The 17,497-nt window shown below is 53.0% G+C and carries 17 protein-coding genes; 4 read left to right on the top strand and 13 right to left on the bottom strand.

The window, feature by feature from the left end; translation table 11 throughout:
- Positions 1-36: 36 nt before the first annotated feature.
- Genes recJ through xerD form a run of 3 tightly spaced genes read right to left on the bottom strand, consistent with a single transcriptional unit; the run spans position 37 to position 3,407 of the window.
- Positions 37-1,770: a single-stranded-DNA-specific exonuclease RecJ gene (recJ, locus tag ACJHX7_RS09530; protein ID WP_094030038.1), complete on the bottom strand. Its 1,734-nt coding sequence runs from the start codon at positions 1,768-1,770 to the stop codon at positions 37-39.
- 5 nt (positions 1,771-1,775) lie between these two features.
- A complete protein-coding gene (gene dsbC, locus ACJHX7_RS09535; protein WP_000715222.1) occupies positions 1,776-2,486 on the bottom strand; it encodes a bifunctional protein-disulfide isomerase/oxidoreductase DsbC in 711 nt (236 codons plus the stop codon).
- 24 nt (positions 2,487-2,510) lie between these two features.
- Positions 2,511-3,407, bottom strand: coding sequence for a site-specific tyrosine recombinase XerD (gene xerD, locus ACJHX7_RS09540; RefSeq protein ID WP_000806650.1), 897 nt, complete (start codon positions 3,405-3,407; stop codon positions 2,511-2,513).
- A 111-nt stretch (positions 3,408-3,518) separates the two neighbouring features.
- On the opposite strand from xerD, the gene fldB reads away from it, so the two are divergent.
- Entirely contained in the window at positions 3,519-4,040 is a 522-nt protein-coding gene (gene fldB, locus ACJHX7_RS09545; protein WP_001055874.1) for a flavodoxin FldB, read from the top strand.
- A 39-nt stretch (positions 4,041-4,079) separates the two neighbouring features.
- On the opposite strand, the gene ACJHX7_RS09550 is transcribed toward fldB, so the two are convergent.
- Both ACJHX7_RS09550 and sdhE read right to left on the bottom strand, forming a co-directional pair.
- Positions 4,080-4,487: a protein YgfX gene (locus ACJHX7_RS09550; protein WP_000244781.1), complete on the bottom strand. Its 408-nt coding sequence runs from the start codon at positions 4,485-4,487 to the stop codon at positions 4,080-4,082.
- A complete protein-coding gene (sdhE, locus tag ACJHX7_RS09555; RefSeq protein ID WP_000354046.1) occupies positions 4,468-4,734 on the bottom strand; it encodes an FAD assembly factor SdhE in 267 nt (88 codons plus the stop codon). Before sdhE ends, ACJHX7_RS09550 begins: the two co-directional genes overlap by 20 nt.
- A gap of 242 nt (positions 4,735-4,976) precedes the next feature.
- Here sdhE and ygfZ point away from each other — a divergent pair, with 242 nt between their 5' ends.
- Complete coding sequence (ygfZ, locus tag ACJHX7_RS09560; protein ID WP_000886087.1) at positions 4,977-5,957, top strand: tRNA-modifying protein YgfZ; 981 nt, start codon at positions 4,977-4,979, stop codon at positions 5,955-5,957.
- A gap of 76 nt (positions 5,958-6,033) precedes the next feature.
- Here the strand turns inward: ygfZ and trhA are convergent, their stop codons facing one another.
- Positions 6,034-6,693, bottom strand: coding sequence for a PAQR family membrane homeostasis protein TrhA (gene trhA, locus ACJHX7_RS09565; RefSeq protein ID WP_000250274.1), 660 nt, complete (start codon positions 6,691-6,693; stop codon positions 6,034-6,036).
- 163 nt (positions 6,694-6,856) lie between these two features.
- On the bottom strand, positions 6,857-7,168 hold the full coding sequence (gene yqfB, locus ACJHX7_RS09570) for a N(4)-acetylcytidine aminohydrolase (RefSeq protein WP_001182956.1): 312 nt from the start codon (positions 7,166-7,168) through the stop codon (positions 6,857-6,859).
- A 44-nt stretch (positions 7,169-7,212) separates the two neighbouring features.
- Between yqfB and bglA the strand changes: the two genes are divergently transcribed.
- The gene (bglA, locus tag ACJHX7_RS09575; protein ID WP_024175772.1) at positions 7,213-8,646 is read left to right on the top strand and encodes a 6-phospho-beta-glucosidase BglA; all 1,434 of its coding nucleotides are present in this window, start codon (positions 7,213-7,215) and stop codon (positions 8,644-8,646) included.
- Positions 8,647-8,811: 165 nt separating this feature from the next.
- Here the strand turns inward: bglA and gcvP are convergent, their stop codons facing one another.
- From gcvP to gcvT, 3 genes are all read right to left on the bottom strand, one after another.
- Positions 8,812-11,685: an aminomethyl-transferring glycine dehydrogenase gene (gcvP, locus tag ACJHX7_RS09580; protein ID WP_094030039.1), complete on the bottom strand. Its 2,874-nt coding sequence runs from the start codon at positions 11,683-11,685 to the stop codon at positions 8,812-8,814.
- A 117-nt stretch (positions 11,686-11,802) separates the two neighbouring features.
- Positions 11,803-12,192: a glycine cleavage system protein GcvH gene (gene gcvH / locus ACJHX7_RS09585; protein ID WP_001295377.1), complete on the bottom strand. Its 390-nt coding sequence runs from the start codon at positions 12,190-12,192 to the stop codon at positions 11,803-11,805.
- A gap of 23 nt (positions 12,193-12,215) precedes the next feature.
- A complete protein-coding gene (gene gcvT, locus ACJHX7_RS09590) occupies positions 12,216-13,310 on the bottom strand; it encodes a glycine cleavage system aminomethyltransferase GcvT (protein ID WP_000068706.1) in 1,095 nt (364 codons plus the stop codon).
- A gap of 289 nt (positions 13,311-13,599) precedes the next feature.
- Here gcvT and ACJHX7_RS09595 point away from each other — a divergent pair, with 289 nt between their 5' ends.
- On the top strand, positions 13,600-13,683 hold the full coding sequence (locus ACJHX7_RS09595) for a hypothetical protein (RefSeq protein WP_122988963.1): 84 nt from the start codon (positions 13,600-13,602) through the stop codon (positions 13,681-13,683).
- A 73-nt stretch (positions 13,684-13,756) separates the two neighbouring features.
- On the opposite strand, the gene ubiI is transcribed toward ACJHX7_RS09595, so the two are convergent.
- The 3 genes from ubiI to pepP are packed head-to-tail and all read right to left on the bottom strand — an operon-like array spanning position 13,757 to position 17,482.
- On the bottom strand, positions 13,757-14,959 hold the full coding sequence (ubiI, locus tag ACJHX7_RS09600) for an FAD-dependent 2-octaprenylphenol hydroxylase (protein WP_094030040.1): 1,203 nt from the start codon (positions 14,957-14,959) through the stop codon (positions 13,757-13,759).
- A 22-nt stretch (positions 14,960-14,981) separates the two neighbouring features.
- On the bottom strand, positions 14,982-16,160 hold the full coding sequence (gene ubiH / locus ACJHX7_RS09605) for a 2-octaprenyl-6-methoxyphenyl hydroxylase (protein ID WP_094030041.1): 1,179 nt from the start codon (positions 16,158-16,160) through the stop codon (positions 14,982-14,984).
- A complete protein-coding gene (gene pepP / locus ACJHX7_RS09610; RefSeq protein WP_094030042.1) occupies positions 16,157-17,482 on the bottom strand; it encodes a Xaa-Pro aminopeptidase in 1,326 nt (441 codons plus the stop codon). Before pepP ends, ubiH begins: the two co-directional genes overlap by 4 nt.
- Positions 17,483-17,497 lie beyond the last annotated feature (15 nt).

Consider the following 17,497-nt stretch of genomic DNA (forward strand, 5'->3'; position numbering starts at 1 on the left):
ACCCAATCCACGCTCTTTTTTATAGAGAAGATGACGCTAAATTGGCCAGATATTGTCGATGATAATTTGCAGGCTGCGGTTGCCACGAAACTCGTTGATATCCAGCTTGTAAGCCAGTTGCACTTCGCGCACGCCGTTATCCGGCCAGAGGGCGGTATCGACATTAAAAGCAATACCGTCCAGCAGCGGACCGCCGCCGACCGGTTCGACCATGACTTTCAAATGACGTTCACCCACCAGTCGCTGTTGCAGCAGACGGAAATGACCGTCAAACAGCGGCTCCGGGAACATTTGTCCCCACGGGCCAGCATCACGCAGCAGTTGCGCCACTTCCATGGTCATCTCTGCCGCACTTAATGGGCCGTCTGATACCACTTCCCCTTGCAATAAAGAAGGATCTAACCACTCGGTAACCAGTTCGCCAAACCGTTGTTGAAAGAGTTCGAATTTATCCTCTTCCAGCGACAAACCCGCCGCCATCGCATGACCGCCAAACTTGAGCATCATGCCAGGGTAGAGCGTGTCTAACCGCTCCAGCGCATCGCGCATGTGTAGCCCCTGAATCGAGCGACCAGAACCTTTTAACGTACCGTCGCCCGCTGGCGCAAAAGCGATAACCGGGCGGTGAAAACGCTCTTTAATGCGCGAAGCCAGAATGCCGACCACGCCCTGATGCCATTCGGGGTGATACATTGCCAGCCCGCCGGGTAGCGTGTCACGGCTGCGCTCCAGTTTCTCGCACAGGGTCAGGGCTTCAATCTGCATTCCTTGTTCGATCTCTTTTCGCGTCTGGTTTAGCGCATCGAGTTCATTTGCCAGCACGCGCGCTTCGCCGATGTTGTCGCACAGCAACAGCGCCACACCAACGGACATATCATCCAGTCGCCCGGCAGCATTGAGACGTGGCCCCAGCGCAAAACCTAAATCGCTGGCGGCGAGTTTTTGCGCATCGCGATTTGCCACTTCCAGCAGCGCTTTAATCCCCGGACGGCACTTACCGGCACGGATGCGACTCATCCCCTGCCAGGTCAGAATGCGATTATTAGCGTCCAGCGGTACGACGTCCGCCACTGTCCCCAGCGCGACCAGATCCAGCAGTTCTGCCAGATTAGGAATTGCGATGCCGCGCTCATCAAACCAGCCCTGATCGCGCAAAAAGGTGCGCAGCGCCAGCATCAGATAAAACGCTACCCCCACGCCTGCCAGTGATTTCGACGGGAAATTACAGTCGCGCAAGTTAGGGTTAATGATCGCTTCCGCCGCGGGTAAGGTTTCGCCCGGCAAATGGTGATCGGTAACAATAACCGGAATGCCCAACGAGCGAGCGTGTTCAACCCCCGCATGGGAGGAAATACCGTTATCCACCGTGACAATTAACTGCGCGCCACGGGCATGGGCCTGATCGACCACTTCCGGGCTTAAGCCGTAACCGTCTTCGAAACGGTTTGGTACCAGGTAGTCGATATTGCTGCAACCAAGCGAGCGCATCGCCAGCACGCTTAGAGCCGTGCTGGTGGCACCGTCGGCGTCGAAATCACCGACCACCATAATCCGCGTTCCTTCGCGAAAGGCGTTGTAAAGGATCTCAACGGCCTTTTCGACGCCGCTCAGTTGCTGCCAGGGCAGCATACCTTTAACACTGCGTTCCAGTTCTTGCGCACTGCGTACTCCCCGGCTGGCGTATAAACGGCGCAGCAAGGGCGGCAATTCAGCGGGCAAGTCTGCCGTTTCATCGACTTCACGGCGACGAAGTTGTATCTGTTGTTTCACGCGAATTATTTACCGCTGGTCATTTTTTGGTGTTCGTCGAGGAATTCTTTCATGTCTTTCGGTGGCTGGTAACCCGGAACAAGTGTGCCATTGCTCAGCACAATTGCCGGAGTGCCGCTAACGCCAAGCTGGACGCCAAGTGCGTAATGATCGGCAATATCGATATCGCAACTTGCCGGAGTGGCAGCTTTACCAGCCATCACATCATCAAACGCTTTGTTTTTATCTTTCGCACACCAGATGGCTTTCATTTGTTGCTCAGCCTGGCTCTCCAGCCCCTGGCGCGGGAAAGCAAGATAACGCACGGTGATCCCCAGCGCGTTGTAGTCTGCCATTTGCTCATGCAGTTTGTGGCAGTAACCACAGGTAATATCAGTAAACACGGTAATGACGTGTTTTTCCTGCGGCGCTTTATAAACGATCATCTCGTTTTCAAGCGCGTTCAGCTGCTTTAACAGCATCTTATTGGTGACATTGACCGGTGCCGTTCCGCTAACGTCATACATTGGCCCCTGAATGATATGTTTACCATCATCGGTGATGTACAACACACCGCTGTTAGTCAGAACTGTCTTCATGCCAGCCACGGGTGCAGGCTGAATATCGCTGCTTTTGATGCCCATTTTGGCTAACGTCTGTTGAATTGCCGCGTCATCCGCCTGAGCAAAGCCTGAAAACGCCGCCAACAACGTAAATAACATAAAACCTTTCTTCATAAATCTTCCCGTTCTTTTCAGACATCACGCCCGCGGGTGATGCTGTTGATGAAGTTGCCGCAGACGCTCTGTAGCGACATGCGTATAAATTTGCGTGGTGGAGAGATCGCTGTGGCCCAGTAGCATCTGCACCACGCGTAAATCCGCACCATGATTTAATAAGTGAGTGGCAAAAGCGTGACGCAACACATGCGGTGACAGCTTTTCGCTGTCGATACCCGCCAGCACAGCATAATGTTTAATGCGGTGCCAGAAGGTTTGTCTCGTCATCTGCTGCGCGCGCTGACTGGGAAACAACACGTCAATTGACACGCCATTCAGCAGCCACGGACGCCCATGTTCCAGATAGGTTTCCAGCCAGTAAACTGCCTCTTCACCTAACGGCACAAGGCGTTCTTTGTTGCCTTTACCAATGACCCGCACTACGCCCTGACGCAGGCTGATATCACTCATTGTCAGCCCGACCAGTTCAGAGACACGCAGTCCGGTAGCATACAACACTTCAAGCATGGCTTTATCGCGTAGCTCCAGTGGCTGATCAATTAATGGTGCCTGTAATAAACGTTCGACCTGCGCTTCGCTTAAATCTTTTGGCAAACGCTGTGGCAATTTCGGTGAAGCGAGATGCGCACTGGGATCGTCTTCACGAAACTTTTCGCGATAAAGATACTGGAACAATCGGCGCACTGCACTCAGCAAACGCGCTGAGCTGGTGGCTTTATACCCGCCCTCCAGCCTTTCTGCCAGTAATGCCTGCAAATCGTCACTTTGCACCGTCGCCAGCGTCAACCCGCGGTGATGCAACCACTCCACCATCATTGACAGATCGCGACGGTAAGCGTTCAACGTATTTTCAGCCAGATTTTTTTCCAGCCACAGAGCATCAAGAAACTGCTCGATGCGTGCCAGATCCTGTTTCACTTGCGCCCCTTATGGTCACTCATTTGATCCATTATGCCTTATTGTGCCGTGACTAAAGCGATTCTGATACACTAGCCACAAAAGCCACAGCAGAATCGAGAAACTTACGTTATGAATATGGGTCTTTTTTACGGTTCCAGCACCTGTTACACCGAAATGGCGGCAGAAAAAATCCGCGATATTATCGGCCCAGAACTGGTGACCTTACATAACCTCAAGGACGACTCCCCGAAATTAATGGAGCAGTACGATGTGCTCATTCTGGGTATCCCGACCTGGGATTTTGGTGAAATCCAGGAAGACTGGGAAGCCGTCTGGGATCAGCTCGACGACCTGAACCTCGAAGGTAAAATTGTTGCGCTGTATGGGCTTGGCGATCAACTGGGATACGGCGAGTGGTTCCTCGATGCGCTCGGTATGCTGCATGACAAACTCTCGACCAAAGGCGTGAAGTTCGTCGGCTACTGGCCAACGGAAGGATATGAATTTACCAGTCCGAAACCGGTGATTGCTGACGGGCAACTGTTCGTGGGTCTGGCGCTGGATGAAACTAACCAGTATGACCTTAGCGACGAGCGTATTCAGAGCTGGTGCGAGCAAATCCTCAACGAAATGGCAGAGCATTACGCCTGATGTCACTGACGGCTTAGCACATATGCTTTGCCGTCATCTTTATCTTTGCGTCTCTTGTTGCAACAATATCCGCCGTAAATCCCGCCATTCGGCTTCGTCCATGCTGTCGGCTGCCAGCCATAAATGTTGCCGTTTACCGCTATCAGAACGTAAACGCAGCATCATGCCGCTCTTAATCATCCACGGCGCTTTGACGATGCTCCACTCCTGCCCTTGCCAACGCAAACGCCCGTCCATCAACAGGCGAATTTCTCCCTGGCGAGCATTAATGCGTCGCTGGCTGCGAACGCAATCAAACACCACCAGCGAAAGTAACACCATCCATAACGGGGTGTAACTGAGCGGCCAAGGCATGAGTAAAATAACAGCGGCAACCAGCCCGTGGATCAGCAAGGAAAGCCACTGTGCGCGCCAGGAGACGCGCAAATCAGATTGCCACAGGACCACGTTCCCGGTTCCGTGTCTGGATGAGTCGGACCATCATTTCCAGTTCTGCATCGGCCGGTTTACCGTGGTTCATCAGCCAGTTGAACAGATCGGGATCGTCACATTCCAGCAGACGAATAAAGATGCGTTTTTCGTCATCGCTTAAGCTGTCGTACTCATGTTCGAAAAACGGCATGATTGAAATATCGAGTTCGCGCATACCACGGCGGCATGCCCAATGAATGCGGGCTTTGTTGTTAATGTCCATCTTCTTCCTGTCTCACGAAAATCCAGTACCCCGCTATTGTAACGTGTTTTTCGACTTCTTTTGCGGGAATATCAGTAAACACAATCGCGATCGCGAAATTAATTCACAACAATTCAAGGGCTTCATTTTTTTGGAAGTCGCCTCGCAGAAGGCACAGATCGCGTAGTGAAAGCACTTGCATTGCCTCATAGCTCTTTTACCATTAGTCATTAATACGCCGTTAAGCAACTCAGGACTCTATTATGGCTTTTACACCTTTTCCTCCCCGTCAGCCTACGGCTTCTGCCCGTTTACCGCTGACGCTGATGACGCTTGATGACTGGGCGCTTGCCACCATTACTGGCGCGGACAGCGAAAAATATATGCAGGGTCAGGTGACAGCAGATGTCAGCCAGATGACAGAAGATCAGCACCTGCTCGCCGCCCATTGCGACGCCAAAGGTAAAATGTGGAGCAATTTACGTCTGTTCCGCGACGGCGATGGCTTTGCATGGATTGAACGGCGCAGCGTGCGTGAATCGCAGCTGACTGAACTGAAAAAATATGCGGTATTCTCTAAAGTGACCATCGCGCCAGACGACGAGCGTGTGCTGCTTGGTGTTGCCGGTTTTCAGGCGCGCGCCGCGCTGGCAAATATCTTTAGTGAACTGCCTTCGAAAGAAAAACAGGTAGTTAAAGAAGGCGCGACCACTTTGCTATGGTTTGAACACCCGGCAGAACGTTTCCTGATCGTAACCGATGAAGCCACTGCCAATATGCTGACCGATAAACTGCGCGGTGAAGCGGAACTGAACAATAGCCAACAGTGGCTGGCATTAAACATTGAAGCGGGTTTCCCGGTGATTGATGCCGCCAACAGCGGGCAGTTTATCCCACAGGCGACCAACCTCCAGGCGCTGGGCGGCATCAGCTTTAAGAAAGGATGCTATACCGGACAAGAGATGGTGGCGCGGGCCAAATTCCGCGGTGCCAACAAACGCGCGCTCTGGTTGCTGGCAGGTAGTGCCAGCCGACTGCCGGAAGCTGGTGAAGATTTAGAGCTGAAAATGGGCGAGAACTGGCGTCGTACCGGTACGGTGCTGGCTGCGGTAAAACTGGAAGATGGTCAGGTCGTGGTACAGGTCGTCATGAATAACGATATGGAACCGGACAGCATCTTCCGCGTGCGTGACGATGCGAATACATTGCGTATCGAGCCACTGCCGTATTCGCTCGAAGAGTAAATCTCTGTATCGCATCAGGCATTTATCGCCTGATGCGACGCTGACGCGTCTTATCATGCCTACAAAGGAACACCAATTACGCCTGCCCAATATACAAATAGATCGCCAGAAAGTGGCACACACTACCGCCGAGCACAAAGCCGTGCCAGATGGCATGATTGTATGGAATGCGCTTGCAGACGTAGAAAATCACCCCGAGCGAATAAACCACACCGCCTACCGCCAGTAAGGTAACGCTGCCCGCCGCGAGCTTAACTGCCATTTCATAAATCACCACCAGCGACAACCAGCCCATCGCCAGATAGGTCACCAGAGATAAAATTTTGAATCGGTGCGCGATGGTCAGTTTAAACAGAATCCCCAGCAGCGCCAGGCTCCAGATAACAATCATCAACCCACGCGCTAACGGAGAATCCAGCCCCACCAGCAAAAACGGCGTGTAGGTTCCGGCAATCAACAGATAAATAGCGCAGTGGTCAAATTTCTTCAGCCACATTTTTGCCCGTTGATGAGGAATGGCGTGATAGAGTGTCGAAGCGAGGAACAGCAGGATCATACTGCCGCCATAGAGGCTGTAACTGGTTATCGCTGTGGCGCTGGCATTGAGATCCACCGCCTGAACCAGTAGCAACACCAGCCCAACGATACCAAACACCAACCCAATGCCGTGACTGACGCTGTTGGCAATTTCCTCTGCCAGCGAATATCCCTGCTTAATGAGGGGCTTCTGAACCATAACTTGCTCCGGAGAAACGTACACGCACATGTATACCTCTCCAGCGTAACTGAGAATAGTTCCAGTGAACACCTGTTAACTAAAATAAATTCTGATTTGAGATTAATCTCTGAAAAATCATGAAATTAAATGCGAAATTTCAACTAACAGGCGTGAGTTCAATTTAAAGGCATTTAAATTCAATCACATAAAACTGTGTCTGGTCGGGATAGATGTCGGCAATGACCTTTTTCAGTTCAGTCAGGGTCATATTTTCCTGCTCTGCATGTTTTTCCGTCAGCGTATCCAGCGTTACGGTTGAGGTTGCGGTAACTTCAATCGTGCAAAAATAACCGTCATCTTCAAACCGTCCGACACGAAGCACATCACCCGTTTTGAAGTGCGATTCAGACTCGTCGCGGATGGTGATGGTTTTACGCCCAGCCAGAATGTCATCCTGGAAACGTTGAAAAAAAGTGATGTCGTTTGGCTGCATGGTACTATTTCCTGTAAGAATTGACTCATCTGGAGCCTATGATAGTGAAAAAACTCACCTTACCGAAAGATTTCTTATGGGGCGGCGCAGTTGCCGCTCATCAGGTCGAAGGCGGCTGGAACAAAGGCGGCAAAGGGCCGAGCATTTGTGACGTTCTGACCGGTGGCGCACACGGCGTGCCGCGCGAAATCACCAAAGAAGTGTTGCCAGGAAAATACTATCCGAACCATGAAGCCGTTGATTTTTATGGTCATTACAAGGAAGACATCAAGCTATTTGCCGAAATGGGCTTCAAATGTTTTCGTACATCCATCGCCTGGACGCGCATTTTTCCAAAAGGCGATGAAGCTCAGCCAAACGAAGAAGGGCTGAAGTTCTACGATGATATGTTCGATGAACTGCTGAAATACAACATCGAACCGGTGATCACCCTCTCCCACTTTGAAATGCCGCTGCATCTGGTGCAGCAATACGGTAGCTGGACCAATCGTAAAGTGGTTGATTTCTTTGTCCGTTTCGCACAAGTGGTATTTGAACGCTATAAGCATAAAGTCAAATACTGGATGACCTTCAACGAAATTAACAACCAGCGTAACTGGCGTGCACCGCTGTTCGGTTACTGCTGCTCCGGCGTGGTGTATACCGAGCATGATAACCCGGAAGAGACGATGTACCAGGTGCTGCATCACCAGTTTGTCGCCAGCGCCCTGGCGGTGAAAGCCGCGCGTCGCATTAACCCGGAAATGAAAGTCGGCTGTATGCTGGCGATGGTGCCGCTTTACCCTTACTCCTGTAATCCGGACGATGTGATGTTTGCCCAGGAGTCGATGCGCGAACGCTACGTCTTTACCGATGTGCAACTGCGTGGCTATTACCCGTCCTATGTGTTGAACGAGTGGGAGCGTCGCGGATTTAACATCAAAATGGAAGACGGCGATCTCGATGTGCTGCGCGAAGGCACCTGCGATTATCTCGGTTTCAGCTATTACATGACCAACGCGGTGAAGGCCGAAGGCGGCACCGGCGATGCGATCTCTGGTTTTGAAGGCAGCGTACCAAACCCGTATGTTAAAGCGTCTGACTGGGGCTGGCAGATTGATCCTGTGGGTCTGCGCTATGCCCTTTGCGAACTGTATGAGCGTTATCAGAAGCCGCTGTTTATTGTCGAAAACGGTTTTGGCGCTTATGACAAAGTGGAAGAAGATGGCAGCATCAACGACGACTACCGCATTGACTACCTGCGCGCCCATATTGAAGAGATGAAAAAAGCGGTGACTTACGATGGCGTGGATCTGATGGGCTACACACCGTGGGGCTGCATCGACTGCGTGTCGTTCACTACCGGGCAGTACAGCAAACGCTACGGCTTTATCTATGTGAATAAACATGACGACGGTACTGGCGATATGTCGCGTTCACGTAAGAAGAGCTTTGACTGGTACAAAGAGGTGATTGCCAGCAACGGCGAGAATCTGTAATTAGCCGATGTGCCTGATGTGCTCCGCTCATCAGGCCTGGCACTCTTTTAATATATTGAGCTCGCAATATTTTATATTACGCCTCAGCCGAAACACACAAAGCGCACTTTATTAACAAGCGAAAAAGGCGCCGAAGCGCCTTTAGAAGATAGTCGAATCAGTAAATTACTGGTATTCGCTAATCGGTACGCAGGAGCAGAACAGGTTACGGTCGCCGTAAACATCATCCAGACGTTTCACTGTCGGCCAGTATTTGTCTGCCACGCCTGCCGGGAATACTGCAACTTCACGGCTGTACGGATGCGCCCACTCGGCGACCAGTTCGCTCTGAATGTGCGGCGCGTTCACCAGCGGGTTATCTTCCAGCGGCCAGACACCGGCTTTCACCTGGTCAATTTCTGCGCGGATAGCCAGCATCGCGTCGATAAAGCGATCCAGTTCCACTTTGCTTTCAGATTCAGTCGGTTCAACCATCAGCGTACCCGCCACCGGGAACGACATGGTCGGCGCGTGGAAACCGTAGTCGATCAGGCGCTTGGCAATATCCAGCTCGCTGATGCCGGTTTCTTCTTTCAACGGGCGAATATCGAGAATACATTCGTGCGCCACACGACCGTCACGACCGGTATACAGAACCGGGAAGGCATCCTGCAGGCAGCTGGCAATATAGTTGGCGTTAAGAATTGCCACCTGGCTTGCTTTTTTCAGCCCTTCTGCGCCCATCATGCGGATATACATCCAGCTGATTGGTAGGATAGAGGCGCTACCGAACGGTGCCGCAGAAACCGCGCCCTGACGGGTTAACATGCCTTCGATTTGCACCACGCTATGACCTGGCACAAACGGTGCCAGATGCGCTTTCACGCCGATCGGTCCCATACCAGGGCCGCCGCCACCGTGCGGAATGCAGAAAGTTTTATGCAGGTTAAGGTGGGAAACGTCCGCACCAATAAAGCCCGGCGAAGTGATGCCAACCTGGGCGTTCATGTTCGCGCCATCAAGGTAAACCTGACCGCCGAACTGATGCACGACTTCACACACTTCACGGATCGTTTCTTCATACACGCCGTGGGTAGAAGGATAGGTCACCATGATACAGGAGAGGTTATCGCCCGCCTGTTCCGCTTTCGCGCGCAGATCAGTCAGATCGATGTTGCCGTTTTTATCACACGCCACAACCACCACCTGCATTCCTGCCATATGCGCGGAAGCCGGGTTAGTTCCGTGCGCAGAAGCCGGGATCAGGCAGATATCGCGATGCCCTTCGTTGCGGCTTTCATGATAATGACGAATCGCCAGCAGGCCCGCGTATTCGCCCTGTGCGCCGGAGTTCGGCTGCATACAAACGGCGTCGTAACCGGTCAGTTTCACCAGCCAGTCAGCCAGCTGCGAAATCATCTGCTGATAACCTTCGGCCTGTTCCGGCGGGCAGAACGGGTGCAGTTCGGCAAATTCCGGCCAGGTGATGGGGATCATCTCGGCGGCGGCGTTCAGTTTCATGGTGCAGGACCCCAGCGGGATCATCGCCTGATTCAGCGCCAGATCTTTACGCTCCAGCGAGTGCATATAGCGCATCATTTCGGTTTCGCTGTGGTAGCGATTAAACACCGGATGGGTGAGGATTTCGTCATCGCGCAGCATTGCAGGCTGAATAGAGCGGCTGTCGTGAGCCACGTCTTTGTCCAGCGTGTCGATCTCCAGCCCGTGGTTATCGCCCAGCAGCACGCTGAAAAGCTGCATCACGTTTTCACGCGTGGTGGTTTCATCAAGGGTGATCCCAACCGCGTTCAGGATATCGCTACGCAGGTTGATTTCAGCCGCTTCGGCACGCGCCAGTACGCCCGCCTTGTCTGCCACTTCCACACACAAAGTGTCGAAATAGTGCGCATGGCGCAGCTTCAGACCTTTTTGTTGCAGGCCCGCCGCCAGGATATCGGTCAGACGGTGAATGCGGTTAGCGATACGTTTCAGGCCAACCGGACCGTGATAAACGGCATACAGGCTGGCGATGTTTGCCAGCAGTACCTGGGAAGTACAAATGTTGGAGTTCGCTTTCTCACGGCGAATATGTTGCTCGCGAGTCTGCATTGCCATGCGCAGCGCGGTATTGCCAGCTGCATCTTTCGATACACCGATAATACGGCCCGGCATTGAGCGTTTGTATTCATCTTTCGCCGCAAAGAATGCCGCGTGTGGGCCACCGTAGCCCATCGGCACGCCGAAGCGTTGCGCCGAACCAAAGACAATATCTGCGCCCTGTTTACCCGGCGCAGTTAACAGCACCAGCGCCATAATATCGGCGGCGACGCTGACCACAATTTTGCGTGATTTCAGTTCGCTGATAAGCGCAGTGTAGTCGTGAATTTCACCGGTAGTGCCGACCTGCTGTAACAGCACGCCGAAGACGTCCTGGTGGTCGAGCACTTTTTGCGCGTCATCGACAATCACTTCAAAACCAAAGGTTTCGGCACGAGTACGGACCACATCCAGCGTTTGCGGATGAACGTCAGAAGCAACAAAGAAGCGGTTGGCATTTTTCAGTTTGCTGACGCGTTTCGCCATCGCCATTGCTTCGGCGGCAGCAGTGGCTTCGTCAAGAAGAGAAGCAGAGGCCATATCCAGCCCGGTCAAATCCAGCGTTACCTGCTGGAAGTTGAGCAGTGCTTCAAGGCGGCCCTGGGAGACTTCAGGTTGATACGGAGTATACGCGGTATACCAGCCCGGATTTTCCAGCATGTTACGCAGAATAACCGGCGGTAGCTGCACGGCGGTGTAACCCATGCCGATGTAAGACGTGAAGCGTTTATTGCGACTGGCAATAGCCTTGAGTTCCGCCAGCGCGGCGTATTCGGTCGCCGGTGCGCCAACCTGCGGCGGGGTCGCAAGCTGAATATCTTTCGGCACAATCTGGCCGGTCAGCGCGTTTAACGATTGTGCACCAACGGCATTCAGCATTTCTTGCTGTTGCGCGGCGTCCGGTCCGATATGGCGTTCAATAAAAGCGCCGCTGTTTTCAAGCTGGCTTAACGTCTGTGTCATGAGCGATGGTTCCTGAAACGTGCAGTGAATTGTGAACCTCTCTCCTTGCGAAGAGAGTGAGGGTGAGTCGTAAATTTCCTCACCCTGATCCTCTCCCGCAGAAGAGGAATAAAGCCGTTACTCGTCTTCTAACAATGCTTCGTATGCGGTCGCATCCAGCAGTGATTCCAGTTCGCTTTCATCGCTGGCTTTGATTTTAAAGATCCAGCCGCCTGCATACGGTTCGCTGTTCACCAGTTCCGGGGAATCGCTCAGTGCGTCGTTTACCGCCACGATTTCACCGCTTACTGGCGCATAAATGTCTGACGCCGCTTTTACTGATTCGGCAACCGCGCAGTCATCGCCCGCGCTAACCGTTGCGCCCACTTCCGGCAGGTCAACAAAAACCATATCGCCTAACAGCTCCTGAGCGTGTTCGGTGATGCCAACGGTGTAAGTGCCGTCGGCTTCTTTACGCAGCCATTCGTGTTCTTTGCTGTATTTCAGTTCTGCTGGTACGTTGCTCATCAATCAATCTCCAAAAAAGTAAATCACGCGACGGCTTTACCGTTACGCACAAAAACAGGTTTTGTCACTTTAACCGGCATTTCACGGTTGCGAATTTGCACAATCGCCGTTTCGCCAATACCTTCCGGCACGCGCGCCAGCGCAATGCTGTAACCCAGCGTCGGGGAGAAAGTACCGCTGGTGATAATGCCTTCATGCTGGTTGCCCTGCGCATCAGTAAAACGTACCGGCAGTTCATTACGCAGCACGCCTTTTTCGGTCATCACCAGACCAACCAGTTTTTCTGTGCCATGTTCACGCTGCGCTTCCAGAGCTTCACGACCGATGAAGTCACGATCTGCCGGTTCCCAGGCGATAGTCCAGCCCATATTGGCGGCTAAAGGAGAGATGGTTTCGTCCATCTCCTGACTATAAAGATTCATACCCGCTTCCAGACGCAGCGTGTCACGCGCGCCCAGGCCGCATGGCTTAACGCCCGCTTCCACCAGCGCGCGCCAGAAATCCGCCGCTTTTTCATTGGGCAGCGCAATTTCATAGCCCGCTTCACCGGTATAACCAGTGGTGGCAATAAACAGATCGCCCGCCTGCACGCCAAAGAACGGTTTCATCCCTTCCACCGCCTGTCGCTGGGCGTCATTAAACAGTGTGGCAGCTTTTGCCTGCGCATTCGGCCCTTGCACGGCAATCATGGAAAGGTCATCGCGAACGGTAATTTCGATGCCGAAAGGTTCAGCGTGTTGGGTAATCCAGGAGAGGTCTTTTTCGCGGGTGGCGGAGTTAACAACGAGGCGGAAGAAATCTTCAGTAAAGTAGTAGACGATGAGGTCATCTATCACACCGCCAGAGGCATTCAACATCCCCGAGTAAAGGGCTTTGCCGCTTTTGGTGAGTTTCGCCACATCGTTCGCCAGCAGATAACGCAGAAACTCCCGGGTGCGGCTGCCGCGAAGATCGACGATGGTCATATGTGACACATCAAACATTCCGGCATCGGTACGTACCGCATGATGTTCGTCGATTTGCGAACCGTAATGCAGCGGCATCATCCAGCCGTGGAAATCCACCATGCGAGCGCCGCAAAGCGTGTGTTGTTCGTACAAAGGAGTCTGTTGTGCCATCTTGTCCTCATTGAATAAGCGGGGCTGACAACTTTTCATGGTGAAATTATCACCACGAAACCCAGCATCGGAGCCACTCCCGGTCCCCAACGCAATCGTTCTCTTTTGCCTGAACTTACCACCGAAACAGACTGTTAACCATAAGGTAAAATTGATCATCACATTAGCTTATGGTTAAAAAATGCAAAAATCGCAACAGAATAAAAAACCAAAAAACACGCCTTTTTCTATAAAAAGATGATGTGATGAGAAAGTTAATTTGAATAAGACAATATTAAGCGCTAAAAAAATGTCAAAAAACACTAAATCAAAAACCCATAACATTAGAAAATATAATGCGAAAACGGAGGTTAAATTAGTTTATTTCAAATGAGGAAAATCCCCCGGCGAAAAAACCGGGAGATGAAAGTGTGATGGGTATCAAATAAACAGCAGAAGAGAAATATTTAACGCAGCCATTCAGGCAAATCGTTTAATCCCATTGCCTGACGAATAAGTTGTGGCTTAACGCCAGGAAGCGTATCAGCCAGTTTCAGACCAATATCACGCAGCAATTTTTTCGCCGGATTAGCCCCGGAAAACAGATCGCGGAATCCCTGCATACCAGCCAGCATCAGCGCCGCGCTGTGCTTGCGGCTACGCTCATAGCGACGCAGGTAAATGTACTGCCCGATGTCTTTACCCTGACGATGCAACCGTTTCAGTTCAGCAATCAGCTCTGCAGCATCCATAAAGCCGAGATTTACCCCCTGCCCCGCCAGCGGGTGAATGGTATGCGCGGCGTCGCCCACCAGCGCCAGACGGTGCGCGGCAAACTGGCGCGCATAACGCCCCGTCAGCGGGAACACCTGACGCTCACTCTCAACCTTGCATAAGCCCAGGCGATTATCAAAAGCGATATTTAACGCGCGATTAAATTCGTCTTCCCCTGCCTGCTGCATCCGCTGCGCTTCCTCTGGCGACAGTGACCAGACAATCGAGCAAAGATGCGGATCACTAAGCGGTAAAAAGGCCAGAATGCCTTCGCCATGGAAAACCTGCCGCGCCACCGCATCATGCGGTTCTTCCGTGCGAATGGTCGCCACCAGCGCGTGATGCTGATAATCCCAGAAGGTCAGCGGAATATCGGCTTTGTTGCGCAACCAGGAATTAGCTCCGTCCGCGCCAATCACCAGACGCGCCGTTAACATGCTGCCATCTTTCAGCGTCAGGAAGGTTTCATTTTCTCCCCAGGCGACCTGCTGTAATTCTGCGGGGGCCAACAGAGTGATATCTGACGACTGCTGCGCTTTGTTCCACAGCGCGTAGTGAATCACTGAGTTTTCAACGATATGCCCAAGATGGCTATAGCCCATGCTTTGATCGTCAAACGAAATGTGACCAAAACTGTCTTTGTCCCACACTTCCATACCGTGATAACAACTGGCCCTACGAGAGAGAATGTCCTGCCAGACGCCAAGACGGGTGAGTAATTTTTCGCTGGCGGCATTGATAGCCGAAACGCGCAGTTGTGGTGGTGCATCCGCCGCCAGAGGTTCCGGTACGCGCTGCTCCAGTACGGCAACGCGTAAGCCGCTCCCCTGTAAGCCGCAGGCAACCGCCAGCCCCACCATGCCGCCACCAACAATGGCTACATCAACACTTTGCATTGTTTATTCCTTAAAACCGCCTTCAACGCGCCACCCAACCGAGGGTGCGCTGCGCCAGCACATCGCGTGCCGGGGTAAATAATTCCATCGTCATCAGCCCGATGTTGCGCCCGACAACCAGCGGGGTCCAACGGTTGGCAAAAAGATGTACAAGGCTGTCCGTGACGCCGATGGTTGCTTCGCGATCGCTCTGTCGACGCTGCTGATAACGGCACAATACGCCGTAATCACCCATGTCTTCTCCGCGCTCCTGCGCCTGAGTCAGGGTTTCTGCAAGGCTCATCACATCACGCATACCGAGGTTGAACCCTTGCCCGGCGATGGGGTGCAGAGTTTGCGCCGCATTGCCCACCAGCACAGTGCGATGGGTAATCGGTCTGGCGGCGCGGGTTAATGCCAGCGGATAAGCACTGCGTTTACCGGCGTGGGTAATTTGCCCCAGTCGCCAGCCAAAGGCAGACTGGAGTTCACGGCAAAACTTCTCGTCGCTCCACGACAGCACCTCTTCGCGCCGTTCCAGTGGATGACACCAGACCAGCGAACAGCGTCCGTCAGACATCGGCAACATCGCCAGCGGGCCATGTTTCGTGAAGCGTTCAAAAGCGCGGCCTTCGTGCGCAACGGAAGTCGCAACGTTAGCAATCACAGCCAGTTGTTCGTAAGGCTCCTGCTGCCAGTCAACGCCGCACACAGTGGCTAACGCTGAATGGGTGCCATCAGCGGCTACCAGCACGCAGCCCGTCAGCGTCTCGCCACTCTCCAGCGTCACTTCAACGTGGCTCTGAGTACGGGCAACGTTAGCCACGCGATCAGGGCAATGCAGCGTTACGCCAGGTGCTTTGCGCAGCAATGCAAACAGCCGTTGCCCGACATTGTGCAATTCGACAACCTGCCCCAGCGCCGCCAGTTGGTAATCTTCTGCGGCGAGGGTGACAAATCCAGCGTGACCACAATCGCTGACATGCACGGTGGTGATGGCAGTTGCGCAATCAGCCAGAGATTGCCAGACGCCGATGCGCGCCAGTTGCTGACAGGTACCCGCCGCCAGCGCAATAGCTCGTCCATCAAAGCCCGGATGCGCATGTGACTCTGGCGCGGTCGCTTCAATCAAATGTACTGGCAGCGCCCCGTGACTTAACCGGGAAATAGCCAGCGCCAGCGTCGCGCCCGCCATGCCGCCACCGACGATGATTACGCTCATTGCTTTCTCGCAGCTGCCATCAACGCTTCGATTTCTTCCGGCTTTTTCACCACGCTGGCGGTGAGGTTTTCGTTGCCGGTTTCGGTAATCACAATGTCGTCTTCAATACGAATGCCGATACCGCGATATTGTTCTGGCACATCCGCATCCGGCGCGATATACAGACCAGGCTCTACGGTCAGTACCATCCCCGGTTCCAGAATGCGCGAGCGATCCTGACCATAAACGCCAACGTCATGGACATCCAGTCCTAACCAGTGGCTAAGGCCATGCATAAAGAAAGGACGATGGGCGTTCTGAGCGATCAGTTCATCAACATCACCTTTCAGGATGCCGAGTTTTACCAGGCCGCTAACCATGATACGCACCACTTCACCAGTGACTTCCAGAATGGAAGTTCCCGGACGATACAGGCGCAGGCTGGTTTCAAGAGACTCCAGCACAATGTCGTAGATTTCACGCTGGGCCTGGGTGAATTTGCCGTTGACCGGGAAGGTGCGGGTAATATCGCCCGCGTAACCTTTGTATTCACAACCCGCGTCAATCAACACCAGGTCACCGTCGCGCAGTTCACTCTCGTTTTCGGTGTAGTGCAGAATGCAGCCGTTTTCACCGCTGCCGACAATGGTGTTATAGGAAGGATAGCGCGCACCGTGGCGGTTAAATTCGTGGTGAATTTCGCCTTCCAGGTGGTACTCGAACATTCCCGGACGGCATTTTTCCATCGCCCGGGTATGCGCCAGGGCGGTGATTTCCCCCGCGCGGCGAAGTACGGCAATCTCTTCTGGTGATTTGAACAGGCGCATTTCATGAACAATGGGACGCCAGTCGATCATCGTTGCCGGGGCAGTGAGATTCTGTCGCGAGCCTTTACGCAGCTTTTCCAGCGCGCTGTTCACGATTTCATCAGCATAGGTATATTCGCCCTGAGCGTGATAAACCACATCCAGACCATTAAGCAGTTGATAAAGTTGCTGATTGATTTCGCTGAATGCCAGTGCGCGGTCAACACCCAGTTTCTCTGGCGCGGCATCCTGGCCTAAGCGACGACCAAACCAGATCTCTGCCGTCAGGTCGCGAACGCGGTTAAACAAAACGCTGTGGTTATGAGTGTCGTCGCTTTTAATCAGCACCAGCACCGCTTCCGGTTCGTTAAAGCCGGTGAAGTACCAGAAGTCACTGTTCTGACGATAGGGGTATTCGCTGTCGGCGCTACGTGTTACTTCTGGTGCAGCAAAAATCAGCGCGGCGCTGCCGGGTTGCATTTGCTCCACCAGGGCCTGACGGCGACGCTGAAACTCTTGCCGGGATATCTCACTCATAACACTCTCCTTACG

Origin of the sequence: Escherichia sp. WS1451 (assembly GCF_046487365.1) — a bacterium.
In the GTDB taxonomy this organism is placed as follows: domain Bacteria; phylum Pseudomonadota; class Gammaproteobacteria; order Enterobacterales; family Enterobacteriaceae; genus Escherichia; species Escherichia coli.